The sequence below is a fragment of the Sporosarcina obsidiansis genome (assembly GCF_009651005.1).
GTDB lineage: Bacteria > Bacillota > Bacilli > Bacillales_A > Planococcaceae > Sporosarcina > Sporosarcina obsidiansis.
The window spans coordinates 78,539-91,136 of record NZ_WHVW01000006.1 but is presented as its reverse complement, the minus strand read 5'-3'; the positions used below and the strand labels follow the sequence as shown (position 1 = coordinate 91,136).

The following is a 12,598-nucleotide window of genomic DNA, read 5'->3' as shown; positions in this document are numbered from 1 at the left end:
GGTATCGCTTTTGCTTACATTTCTTTGTGGTTAAAAGGACATTTCCCCGTTATCGGTTCACAATCATCACCGATGAAAAACTGTTTCCACTCATTATGTGTAGGATCACCAAAATGGCTAATGTCGGGATGCTTCGGTAGGTCATCCCATACTTCCACCCGTTCCCGTACTTTTTCCCGTGAATTGATACCACCTTTTTCTGTTCCCTCAAGCCCTTTGAAAATCTTACGTGGCTGGAATCCGATCACCATCGAGTTGCCTAGAGCACGCGTTTTTCTTTGCTTGTACGCTGGGGCATTACCAAATGCAAAAATAGGTTCACCATGAAAATGAAAATCCCAAAGATGATGTTCTGGATCACGTGGTGCATTAGTTGGCCATTCTTTTTGATCAGCTGTATGTAAATATTGCAGAATGTCCCAAAACTGATTACGATATTCATCGAGTGTTCCTTCTGTTTCGAATGGCTCTACAAAAACAAAAAGCCCGTGTCGCTTATGCTTCGGATTCTCGAACAGCGCTAGAAATGCTTCTAATGTTTTCGGTAAATTCGACCAGTCATCTTGTGTAATATAGCCGTAACGTAGCTCTCCTTTTTTCTCACCAGCCATCCCAAAATAACAAGGAAACGTCCGATCCGTCACGATTTGATGGAATGTTTGATACTCATTTACTAACCACTCTGGCAAGTTTTTTCGTTCTACGAAGTCTTCTTTCGTTAATAAAACGTCAGATGTCTGAATCAAAGAATAATCCCCCTTTAACTAACTATCTTGTATATCAATTACCCTAACTTCCTGCAGAAGAAACATATTATCTATATCTCATAATCTGTCCTGCTCTGTTCTCAATCAAATGAAACATGCATGATCCCCTAATATCCGCAACTAAATATGCATTTCAAAGCGCAACTCTTCTTGAAAATTTCTAGACAACAAAACATCCCCATAAATAGTCTGTACAGTTTATGAGGAGTGTGGATTGTTTATGAAATTTATGCACATTAATAGTCTAACGGGATTTCTTCTAATTTTTTTCCGGCTACATCTATTCTAAATAAATGATAATCAGGAGTGCGCGAACCAAACTCACGGTCCACCATGAAATAGATTTTATCGTCTGAACCACGCACTGGTTTAGATACAGATTCTTTCAGCGTAGTTAGCTGCTCCGTTTTATTTGTTTTCCAATTAAACGTAAATAGTTCATATTCGTAAATACCATTTTCTCCTGTTCCAGCCACAGCCTGATAGATAAATTCTTGGCGTTCAGGCAATACAATGAAGTCAAATATATCCTCTGCTTTTTCTGAACTGCTGACTACCGATTTTTCATTGGGATCGTCTAGCGGGATCTCAAATATACGCTGGTTTGTTGAAAAGGCTTCCTCTGCCGATTGTGTACCTTCATCATCATCCATTTGCACATATACTAGCTCATCGTCAGACGATACTTGCAATGATGCCATACTATATTTTTTCAAATCGGTATGTTGGGTATGTGTCTGTTCGCCCAAATGATAACTATACACGTCAAAGCCATGAGGATATTTTGCAGCAATCGGTGAATAATTCGTAAACGTTCCAGCCTGTAAATAAAATAGTCTCTCTGAATCTTTCGGATCAAATGCTAGTTCTGTAATTAATGCGTCTATTGAATATACAAGCTGATCTTCCAATGAGTCTAACTGAATTATGTGAATGTCCGTATTATTATTTTTTTCAAGATCTTTATCCGAAACTGCAAAAGCTAGATACTTGTCATCTTTTGAAAATTCCACATCCACAATTGATTTTTCTACCGACAATTGAACAATCGATTGTTTTTGGCCGTCCAAATATAAATTCGCTTGACCTTTTTCATATACGACATACGCGATGCTACCTTCTGAAGACACATCATAAATATCTGTCAGGCCTGCTTGTTTTTCATTTTCCTCTTTGTCGAACAGCAATCCGAGTACGATGAATACAGCTGTTAGGAACACAAGGAAACCTATTATGAAAACTAGTGATTTTTTCATTTGATATTCCTCCTTTTACACCCAAAACGCCCAGATTGCTATAGTGACCAAAATCAAAAATAGCTGCAAGTACGCAATACTATACGTCAACACTTTACGTTGGCCAGCTAATAAACGTAATTGCACAGCATAAGAAACCATCCATAGTACAATTGGCACGCCAAGTAGCAGCACAGTGGCCGGGAGTTCTTCAGCAAATATTAAAAGTGCCCATAAGAAAAACAAGGTGATCAGGATCAGGATGATACCCGTGGTAATATTAATGAAATGAATCCATTTAGCATCTTTCCTCAGTGATTGTCTTGCAGAAGGAAAATCATAGATCGTTGTACGATAGACTAGAATGACAGCTAACAGGACTACAAAAAGAGAAAAGAACGTCATACCAGACGAATAAGGTCTATCCAAATCTGTTGCCAATAATGTACCAAATATAAAAACAAATATATGACTTATAAGTAGACCATTCATCCAGAGGCGTCGATGTAATGATTGGATTGGATGCAATGTAACAATCAAGAGAGACGCTCCGACCAACACGGCTAACACAAGCCAGATAATATGGGCATCTCCCCTTGTGAATAATTGAAGCAAATAGACACTGTAGGCAAATAGTAATGAAGCGCTTGCTAGAATTAGCATCATTTCTCTACGATACGGATACATCGCCTGCTGCAGTTGCCTACCGATTTCCTTTTCATCACCGAAATTTTCCATTGACATCTTCATCGCCTCCTCTTTCGAGTATCCTTCCAATTGCAAGTCTTCATAAGAACATTGCAAATGACTAAGCAGTTCCTCGCTCAAATCTTTCCGTTCCTCTTCATTACTATCCGTTTGCCCGATAACTCCATTCACAAATCGATTGAATACCTGGTTCATATCAAACCTTCCGAACTTTTACGAATGAGTGCATTCATCCACTCCCAATTTTCCTGCTTACTCTCTAATGCAGCTCCGCCTTCATCGGTTAAACGATAATACTTTCGTCTACCACCTTCTGTTTCTTGCCAATACGATTCTACCCACTTCTTTTTTTCTAGACGTTTTAACGCTGCATATAAAGTTCCTTCACTCATTTCATACGTATTATCGCTTATCGTTTTCAAAACTTTTACGATTTCATAGCCATACAAATCTCGCTGAGCAATCAACGACAATAAAATTAAATCGATACTGCCCTTCATCATTTCTTGATCCATCTGTCTTCACCTCTTATAACTACATACTAACACGATGTACATCGCACTACAAGGTATGATATAAAAAAACACCTTACCACCATCTTATCGATTCTGGTAAGGTACTGAATATATTATTGAAGTGGTTTTGGGTCATCCTGTAGTTCATCTATTGTCTGCAACACCAAAGTAACTGCCTGACTCATTGCAGTTCCTCCACCTAAAGCAGCAGCAACACCGACTGCTTCCAAAATTTCTACTTCAGAACAACCGCCATCCACACAACCCTTCGTGTGGTAAATGATACAGTACTCGCTGTGTGCATAGACGCTAATAGCAAGCGCCATTAAATGCTTGTGCTTTTGACTAATCTCGCCTTCTTCAAAACATACCTCAGAAAACGCATTGAATGATTTGACTAAGTTCGGGATCTTCTCCATTGCTGCACCCATACCTGTCTTATAATCCTGTAAAACTGCATCTGTAAATGTAAATTCCTCCATGAATATCCCTCCAATTCAGACGTAGTATATCCGCCAGTTGGTTTGCTATTCATTGAAATCGGAAATGATATAGTTAAATAAAGATCTTGAGGTGGTTACCAATGAAAATTGTTATTACAGGCGATACACACGGAAAGACGCTACCCAGGCGACTGCTAGATGAATGCAGAACAGCAGATTTGATCTTACATACAGGTGATTGGAAGTCTTTAGAAGCATTTCATATACTTTCTCAATTTGCGGAAGTGATAGGTGTGTCAGGCAATGTGGATGACGAAGTGATGAAAGGAAAATTTCCCTTGCAACAAGTGATTCAAGTAGGAGACGTTCAAATTGGTCTAGTGCATGGTCATGGCGATAAAAAAACAACAGAAAAACGTGCACTTGAAGCATTTGAAGGAGTGCCGCTTGACGTGTTGGTTTTCGGACACTCCCATATTCCGATGCTTCGTTATATAAATCAAACGCTAGTAATCAACCCTGGCTCTCCTACCGATAAACGCAAACTTTCTCGTTATTCTTTCTGTTTTCTACATATTGATGAAGAGATTCGGGCAGAGTTGGTGTTTTTCGCTAATAAACAGTGAGGTCAAAACGAAACCCCCTACTTGATTTTATTTAAGAAAATGTCCAACCTCGTTTATAGGGAACAGGGGCATCTATTTCGATCCCTAACTCATTTGCAGCAGTGTACGGCCAATAAGGATCGCGTAATAATTCACGTCCAAGTAGTACAAGATCTGCTCGTCCATTTTGTAAGATTTCTTCTGCTTGAAGAGCAGACGTGATCAAGCCGACTGCACCTGTAGCTATTCTAGCTTCCTTACGAATTTCATCTGCATACGATACTTGATAGCCAGGAAATGTGTTGATGGTAGCAGGAACTACACCACCTGAACTAACATCAATCAAATCCACTCCTTGTGCTTTCATCCAGCGCGCCATTTCCACATACTGCGATACGTCCATGCCACCTTTTGTATAATCTTCAGCAGAAATTCGTACAAATAAGGGACCTTCCCATACAGAACGGACTGCATCAATAACTTGTCGTAATAATCGATACCGATTTTCTGCCGGTCCGCCATACTCGTCTTGGCGATGATTACATAATGGTGTTAGAAATTCATTGATCAAATAACCATGAGCACCATGAATTTCAATTACGTCAAATCCTGCTTGTTTGGCCCGAACAGCAGCTGATGTAAAGGCCTGAATGGTTGCTTCAATATCCTCTACTGTCATTTCAGTAGGAGTTTTATATTGCTCACTGAACGGTATCGAACTTGGCGCATGGATCACTCCATCAACTGTCGCTTTCCTACCTGCGTGAGCTAATTGGATCCCTGTACGCGCTCCATGTTGTTTCATTAATCGAACGACTTCAGCTAAACCTTCGATATGATCGTCTGACCAAATTCCTAAGTCTTCATGTGATATTCTACCCTCTGGTTGAACAGCCGTCGCCTCTAGTATAATGAGTCCCACTTGACCTACTGCGCGGACTGGATAATGAACTTTATGCCAATCCGTCACTTTTCCATCCTGATCGTGAGAAGAGTACATACACATAGGTGCCATCGCGATCCGATTCTTGAACTCCACTCCACGAATTGTATAGGGTGTAAATAAAGTTGCCATGATGTTGTCCCCCTTAATTTAGTAACTAGTTAAAAAGAGTATAGCAAAACTTGAAAGATTTTAAAGGTTCTAGGATTAGACAGAAGCGCCTATTTCCTTAGCCTCTCCTATGCTGCCTTTCTAAATAGTATAGTGAATTATTGGATGGTATCCAAAATATTACGTAAGGGAGGAATTATTTGAAACCTTTTTTAACTATTTGGAGCCAGCCCTCCAATACGATTCGATATGTCATGGAGCATAAAAACATTTCTTACGGTGTCGTTATCATCGCACTTGCGACACTCACCGTAGCACCGATGACGGGGACTTCGTTTTATTTCATTGATGAATTTTCTATTCCGGTTGTATTAGGTAGCTCACTTGTATTGATGTTTTTTGGTTCTCTTCTCGCTTGGTTGCTTCAATCCGTTTTATCTACCTGGATCGGCAAGTGGCTTGGTGGAAAAGGATCATTTAAAGAGATGATGTCCGTAATCCCACTTAGTATCATTCCTACTATTTGGATGTTTCCACTCACATTTCTATTTATGATTTCAATGATTTTCACGATGATGAATGAAGGGACCCCGATGGCTACCGCATTTGTGCTGCTCGTATTTGCTGGACCTCTCATTAATCTTATTTTCTTTGGTCTCTCCATTTATAGTACAGTCATTTTATCAAAGGCAATTGGTATTGTTCATCAATTTTCTTCTTGGAGGGGATTCGGCACACTTGCAATTATTTTCGGTATTTTTTGCGTGATAGGTTTTGTGGTGATCTTTGTTTTCTCGGCCTTATTTTATGCGATACTTTCATATTAATTCAATAAGTGAAAGGGAGGATTCTATTTTTCGTGATAGAATCCTCCTCCCCACAAGTTTATGTTTTCGGCACTAAACGTAAATAATACGTTGACTCGATCATCTTTAATTCTGTTACATGATAATTTCCATACAACCAATTGGACAATTGATTATCATACCATAGGCTTTTTACGTGCCCACATTGTCCTGGACCAATAATATGATGACTATTTAATCGGCTAGACCAATCCTTGACGAAGCGCCACGATGCTCCGTGGTTAACAATTCCTAATTCGTTACATCTAGTTGTTTGAACCGTCATTTCACTCCCCCCAACAGACAACGGTTTCGTTATATTAAACAGCTCGTTGGCAAAGTCATTTGCGTTGCTGAGTGGATGTTCAAAGTACAAACGATGAAAATGTCCCCACTTCCATTCTTTCATATTTTTTCCATATTGAGTTTCTGCATACTTCAAACATTTGTTGAGCGACTGATACAATACCTCAGAAATTCCTCCTAATTGCTTAACCCAAACTGATTCTGACTTTGTTTGTAGTGCTTGACGTAAGATGCGATCAACGACTAACGCCTTACCATCAAATAGCCGTAATACATCATGAGGAATCTCATTTTCAAATAAACTCTTCTGAATCTCGTTCAACCACAAATGAAACAACAGTGGAGCCGGTTCGTTAACGCGGTCTTCAAATTTCCACTTTTCTAAAATCCCTAATGCCCGTCGAAGTTGCATTGTCTTTTTTACAGACTGTAAGCACCTCAAAAAAAGGGGAACAAACTCAGCGGCATACAAATTTACTTTGTCCATTTGAAGCCGTTTCATATCTTGTACCGTGAAGTTATTTCCCGTTTGCAAAACCTCTTGTATACGTATCTGCTGATAAGGCCGAGCCCACACATGGCTCATATGATTTGGGTAATCTGCTGTTTCTTCTTTCACGTTTACTGTTGCGATAAATTCTTCTTTCGGATTCACTGAACATGGAAGTTCGTCGAAAGGTAGAAAATCTTGCCATTCAAATTCATCATTCCAACCTGGCACCGGGAGTAATCCTTTCCCTTTCCGAATGGGTATTCGACCAGTCGTTTTGCAAGCAATTGTTCCATCCATCGAGGCAAATATAAAGTTCTGAGTAGGTGAATGAAAATCTTCTAATGCTTTTTCAAATTCATTCCAATTTGACGCTGTATTTATAGCAATCACTGCTTCAATTTCTTTCGTTGGTTCCAGTGCTGTCCAACGTAAAGAGAAAACCGTTTGTTCCGGCACTTGTAAGTACTCCGAAAAAACAGGTCCGTGTCTAGTTTCTTGAATTTGAAACAGCACAGGTGGGCTTCCTTTTATCTGAATTACTTCACTAGAAATACGTGCTTCAACCCATTCTTCATTATATAAATAGGTAAAAGGTTTTTCTGGGTGTCTTTTTTCAATATATAAGTCTTGGGTATCTGGTCTTGTATTCGTCATGCCCCATGCAATATGCTCGTTATGACCTAAAAGGACACCGGGCATACCTGGCAAAATTACACCACTCACATTCATCTCAGTTGATTGCAAATGCATTTGATACCAAGCAGCGGGATTTCCAAGTGACATTTGGGGGGCAGCAGCCAACAAAGGCTTTCCATTCTTACTCTTCTTTCCACTCACCACCCAACTATTACTACCTCCACAATTATTTATCAACGGTGCATGTTTAAATATTGAGGCCACATTTAGAGGATGCGCTAAACAATATTGCGCTATTTCTTCATCATCACCAGCTGCTTCTGGAAACAAATCTCTCCATTTTTCTTCGGATAAATTATGCATTGCCCACAATCGAAAAGCTTGCATTTGCCAATTTCCACCCATATTAAACGCCATCAGTTTTACCATGATGATACAATCAGTGGGTGTCCATTCATCCGGTTGATAAGAACGCAATATAAATTCAATAGGTAATTTGCGTTTTCGAACCGCCTCTTTGATGTATGCATTCACTCCTTGTGAAAAAGAGTCTAAGATTTTTTTGGTCCTAGCAGAATAGTGTGAAAGTGATTTTTCAGCTGCTCGATGTAATCCTATTGTTCGAAAATATTGATCGGTATGAAGAGAAGATTTCCCAAATACCTCACTTAATCTTCCCGAAGCTTGCCTTCTTGATATGTCCATTTGAAATAATCGATCTTGCGCTTGCACATATCCTTGCGCGAAATATAAATCATGTTCATTCTTCGCTTCAATATGTGGGACGCCTTGCTCATCACGTACGACTAAGACTGCGTCCAGCAAGCCAATAACTTTTTGGGTTCCCTTCGTCATCGGAAGAGCACGTATCATAGAGTAAGCTGTCTGCCATTCACGAAACTTCTTCCATCTATACAATTCACGCCCTCCTCTAATTGATAACCGTCAGCTACTATGAAAGTATGTTGCAATTGTCTACTTACCTTATGCACGCCTAACAATTTGGGAACGGCTAAGACAAGCATTTTATAAATAAATGAAACAATTACAAGTATCGTTACGTATAAGATGTATAGTTAACAGGAAAGGAGTTCGTTTTCATATGAATCCTATATTATCGATTTGGACAAAACCGAAACAAACGATTCAATACGTATTGGAGACAAAAACATGGAATTATGGTTTTTTCATTATTTTAGTTGCTTCCATAAGCATAGGTTTGACTTCTTTTGCTGATACAGGTTTTCTAACAAATCTACCTTTAGTGCTCATCATTCTACTTGGAATCATTTCTTCATTTGTTGGAGGAATCATTGGATGGTTTATCAATGCAGGCCTTTATACGTGGGTAGGAAAGTGGCTTGGCGGAACTGGAAAATTCAAAGAAATGGCAACAGTCGTACCGCTTAGTTCATTGCCGATTATTTGGATGCTTCCTTATAATTTATTATTAGTTGCCATATACGGGAAGACATTGTTTCAAGATCCATATGAAATGGGATCCCTAACCAATATTCCTATCATTCTATTCATATTATCTAATTTACTCTTGTTAGGTCTAGGTGTGTTCAGCACAGTCATTTTGTCAAAAGCGATTGGTGTGGTTCATCATTTCTCAACCTGGCGAGGTTTTGGAACCATTATGATTATAGTAGGGATTTTATTAATCATATTGATTCCAATTATGATCATTATATTCTTTTCTTTTTTTCTTATCGCCATATAAAAGACGTAAAGCCCTACTTAGTGGGCTTTACGTCTCTGCTTGTAGACAAACAATAAAAACGATAAGTTTGAACTAACGTTTGTAGAGAACAAGGATAAAAATATTGGCTTGCAGTCCGGGGATTTGCGCTCCAGACGGGACGCTTTCCGTGGGGCGTGCGGTGAGCCGCTTCCCTCGCTTCGCTCAGTCCAGGGTCTCACCTGTCACGCTAATCCCACAGGAGTCGCCCGTCTTCCGCTCCAATCCCTATACAGTAAGCTTAGAAAAAATTACTTATTGTAGTCATAAGTCTCTGGATATGGAAAGCAATTCACTTGAGCCAACAAAATACGCTAGTTGATCGGAGTAGAAGGCAACCTAAGTTCGCTGCGTCCTGCAATAACGGTTGCATGACTCTCTTTATGTGAGCCAACGGTAAAATTAACTCTTTGGGGATCACCGTGCGTCTTGAGACCCCGCAGTAAAGCCGTCACGCAGAACGACTTTTGCGAGTAAAAGAGAAGCGTTAGGAGCAAGCACCTTGTATACACTAGATGTATAATCCCTACACAAAGACCCAGAAATTATACAAATTGAATCCTTTGCTGTTCGATTGGCCCAGGCCAGCCCCCAGGAAAGCATGCGCATCGAACGCAGATCAACGGTAGCATGACCACTTTATATATCTTTTGTCTACAGTCTGAGAAGTAAAGCCCTACTTAGTGGGCTTTACGTCTTTTTATATTACTTATTTAGCATTTTCATAAACTCTCTCATTAAGCCTGGAAGATCAGGCCATGCATGTCCGGAAACGAGGTTCCCTTCTGTATGGAGATCTTTCTCCATGTAAGTGGCTCCTGTTGCAGTGACGTCTGGTTTACAAGCAATATATGCCGTATACTCTCTTCCTTTCATGAGATCAGGAATGACTGATAACACCTGTGCAGCATGACAAACTGCTGCAACTGGTTTATTTTCTTCGAAGAAATGGCGAACAATACCTGGAAGTGATTCATCCAAACGAATATACTCTGGTGCGCGTCCACCGGGAATGATCAACCCATCATAATCAGCAGGATTTACATCTGCAAATGCAACATTTGAATCTAAACCATATGCAGGCTTTTCAACATAGGTCTCCATTCCATCAATAAAGTCATGACAAACAGTTTGCAGTTTTTTCACGGATGGTGAGGCAATCGTTGTCTCTAATCCTTCCTCCAGACAACGATAATATGGATAATAAATCTCCAGAGCTTCTACAGCGTCTCCCGCAAGAATCAATACTTTTTTGCTCATCACTTTCCCTCTCTCTCAATTCTGAATTATGTTTCTACTTCACTACATTCGACATGCCAACAAAAAATCCTTTTCTAACTCATACATCTTTTACGAAATATCAAGCCATATTATGACTAGGAGGGATATATAATGACTAAAAATGGTAATGTCCGACATCTATTCAACAAAAACAATATCAATGAAGAGATAGGACTGGAATTCGAAGTGGGCGCCGAGGAATCTGCACGTGTTCGTGAGTATGCCAGTGGAAAAGAATATCGAGAAGCGTTAAAAGACGTTTATCGCAAAACAGAAGATAAAAGGAGAGGATGACTTGAAGAAAAATAACTACACGGTGGTAGGCACAAATATTGACGAGGTAAAAAAACTCAATGCAGAATCAGGTCTTTCATATAATGAAATCAATGAAATACTCACAAAAGAAATTGAAAAAAGAAAGAATAACAGTACTACTGATCAGACAAAGTAGAGTTTTTTCCCTTGATGATTCAAGAAAGCCTGACAAACGAAAACATCGTTCTGTCAGGCTTTCTATTTTTTATTCATTATGAATCAACGTCAATCCAATATGCTTCTCACCCATCATAATAATATTACAATTCCAACGAGGATGGAAAACTAACCGATCCTGCTTGTCTAATTCCATTGTGTTTTAACCTAACGACTCACATTTTTTCTACTTCTACGAATCATAAATTGCTCAATTATGATAGCTAAGATGGTACCCGTAATTAATCCGTTTGACAGTGTGGAAGCGACGATGGCAGGAAGTTCGGATAAACTTTCCGCTGGCACAAACATCGTTCCAACTCCCACCATCAGACCAAACGCAACGGCTTGACGTGCACGTTCTTTTTCTGGATCTGCATCGAGTTCATTAAACGCCATCGACACCATTTTCGTAAAGATGGCAAACGTCACCGCATACGCAACGGGTGCAGGCAATGCCGCAAATATTGCCATTACACTTGGGAAAAGCGTAATGAGTACTAAGAGTGCACTTCCTACAATAAACGGCTTAATGGAAGGCATACGTGTAGTGCCGACAAATCCTGCTGATCCTGAGATTGGCACAGAACCAATGGCAGAAAACAAACCCGCAATGAGATGAATCAAACCCGATGCAAAAGCCCCTTGCCGTAGCCGATCGGGAGGCGTAATGTGAAAGGAATGAGTTAATAAATGTTCCATCACACGAATCGATGCCAGCATGTTCGCCACGAGCAATAATGTAATAAATATCGCTGTCACCAGCACGCCTCCGTCCCAGACAGGCTTTCCATAGACGAACATTTTTGGCAATTGGATGAGTTGATCCGACACTTTCGCAACAGCAGGTGTTTTTCCAAGTAACAAAAATAATCCCCAGCCAAGAGCAATGGAGATCAACACTGCATACCTTGAGATCGTCGGACGTTTATTCCCCATCGCGACAAACGTAATCAGCAATACAACGAAACTTCCACCTAAAATGACAGGGTCTAAATAATCCCCTGCTTCCTCCACACCCATCATTCCTTTAATAAATGTTCCGCTTAATTGCAGAATGAGTAGTAGTAAATATGTAAACGTAATGGCTGGCGTAAAAAGAGCTTTCATTTTCGTAATAATTCCAGTAGCCGCTAAAATAATGAAAAGAATACCGCTGTATAGCATGCCGCTTTGCAATGCTTGCAACGCGTCTGTTGACGTTGTGTAAAAGATGCCGACCATTCCAGCATAGACCACATAAATGCCCCACCACAATCCAGCAGGTCCTTCGTTGATTGGCATTCGATGACCAAAGAATGCCTGAATGAGACAAGCGATACCGAGAACAAAAATCGTCCGCTGCATAAATAATGAAGTTGCTACCGGATCCATTCCAAACACATGCGCAATTGCAATGGGTGCGGCAATAGATGAAGCGATAAGAAAGACAGCCCATTGGACGCCGCCAGCTAGATGTTTCATAGGGTAATTCCTCCGATATCACTGTGCAATT

General features: G+C 40.0%; 14 protein-coding genes. 5 read left to right on the top strand and 9 right to left on the bottom strand.

What is annotated here, in order from left to right:
- Positions 1-14: 14 nt before the first annotated feature.
- The 5 genes from GD002_RS07175 to GD002_RS07155 all read right to left on the bottom strand — a co-directional run bounded on the left by GD002_RS07175 (position 15) and on the right by GD002_RS07155 (position 3,707).
- Positions 15-746, bottom strand: coding sequence for a YqcI/YcgG family protein (locus GD002_RS07175; RefSeq protein ID WP_153731666.1), 732 nt, complete (start codon positions 744-746; stop codon positions 15-17).
- A gap of 257 nt (positions 747-1,003) precedes the next feature.
- Complete coding sequence (locus GD002_RS07170; protein ID WP_153731665.1) at positions 1,004-2,023, bottom strand: TolB-like translocation protein; 1,020 nt, start codon at positions 2,021-2,023, stop codon at positions 1,004-1,006.
- A gap of 15 nt (positions 2,024-2,038) precedes the next feature.
- Positions 2,039-2,905: a permease prefix domain 1-containing protein gene (locus tag GD002_RS07165; RefSeq protein ID WP_153731664.1), complete on the bottom strand. Its 867-nt coding sequence runs from the start codon at positions 2,903-2,905 to the stop codon at positions 2,039-2,041.
- Entirely contained in the window at positions 2,902-3,225 is a 324-nt protein-coding gene (locus GD002_RS07160; protein ID WP_153731663.1) for a PadR family transcriptional regulator, read from the bottom strand. The genes GD002_RS07165 and GD002_RS07160 overlap by 4 nt, the downstream gene beginning before the upstream one ends.
- Positions 3,226-3,338: 113 nt before the next feature.
- Positions 3,339-3,707 (bottom strand): carboxymuconolactone decarboxylase family protein, encoded by a 369-nt coding sequence (locus GD002_RS07155; RefSeq protein WP_153731662.1) that lies wholly within the window; start codon positions 3,705-3,707, stop codon positions 3,339-3,341.
- A gap of 101 nt (positions 3,708-3,808) precedes the next feature.
- Between GD002_RS07155 and GD002_RS07150 the strand changes: the two genes are divergently transcribed.
- On the top strand, positions 3,809-4,294 hold the full coding sequence (locus tag GD002_RS07150) for a metallophosphoesterase family protein (RefSeq protein WP_153731661.1): 486 nt from the start codon (positions 3,809-3,811) through the stop codon (positions 4,292-4,294).
- Between the two features lie 31 nt (positions 4,295-4,325).
- Here the strand turns inward: GD002_RS07150 and namA are convergent, their stop codons facing one another.
- Positions 4,326-5,348, bottom strand: a complete 1,023-nt coding sequence (gene namA, locus GD002_RS07145; RefSeq protein WP_153731660.1) for an NADPH dehydrogenase NamA — start codon at positions 5,346-5,348, stop codon at positions 4,326-4,328.
- 179 nt (positions 5,349-5,527) lie between these two features.
- On the opposite strand from namA, the gene GD002_RS07140 reads away from it, so the two are divergent.
- Positions 5,528-6,154, top strand: a complete 627-nt coding sequence (locus GD002_RS07140) for a Yip1 family protein (protein WP_153731659.1) — start codon at positions 5,528-5,530, stop codon at positions 6,152-6,154.
- 58 nt (positions 6,155-6,212) lie between these two features.
- Here the strand turns inward: GD002_RS07140 and GD002_RS07135 are convergent, their stop codons facing one another.
- On the bottom strand, positions 6,213-8,525 hold the full coding sequence (locus GD002_RS07135; protein ID WP_153731658.1) for a penicillin acylase family protein: 2,313 nt from the start codon (positions 8,523-8,525) through the stop codon (positions 6,213-6,215).
- Between the two features lie 184 nt (positions 8,526-8,709).
- Here GD002_RS07135 and GD002_RS07130 point away from each other — a divergent pair, with 184 nt between their 5' ends.
- Positions 8,710-9,333, top strand: coding sequence for a Yip1 family protein (locus GD002_RS07130; RefSeq protein WP_194841502.1), 624 nt, complete (start codon positions 8,710-8,712; stop codon positions 9,331-9,333).
- Between the two features lie 723 nt (positions 9,334-10,056).
- On the opposite strand, the gene GD002_RS07125 is transcribed toward GD002_RS07130, so the two are convergent.
- Entirely contained in the window at positions 10,057-10,611 is a 555-nt protein-coding gene (locus tag GD002_RS07125; protein ID WP_153731656.1) for a DJ-1/PfpI family protein, read from the bottom strand.
- Between the two features lie 132 nt (positions 10,612-10,743).
- Between GD002_RS07125 and GD002_RS07120 the strand changes: the two genes are divergently transcribed.
- Both GD002_RS07120 and GD002_RS17750 read left to right on the top strand, forming a co-directional pair.
- The gene (locus GD002_RS07120) at positions 10,744-10,926 is read left to right on the top strand and encodes a hypothetical protein (RefSeq protein WP_153731655.1); all 183 of its coding nucleotides are present in this window, start codon (positions 10,744-10,746) and stop codon (positions 10,924-10,926) included.
- A 1-nt stretch (position 10,927) separates the two neighbouring features.
- The gene (locus GD002_RS17750) at positions 10,928-11,083 is read left to right on the top strand and encodes a hypothetical protein (protein ID WP_194841501.1); all 156 of its coding nucleotides are present in this window, start codon (positions 10,928-10,930) and stop codon (positions 11,081-11,083) included.
- A 188-nt stretch (positions 11,084-11,271) separates the two neighbouring features.
- Here the strand turns inward: GD002_RS17750 and GD002_RS07115 are convergent, their stop codons facing one another.
- Positions 11,272-12,567, bottom strand: a complete 1,296-nt coding sequence (locus GD002_RS07115) for a purine/pyrimidine permease (protein WP_153731654.1) — start codon at positions 12,565-12,567, stop codon at positions 11,272-11,274.
- Positions 12,568-12,598 lie beyond the last annotated feature (31 nt).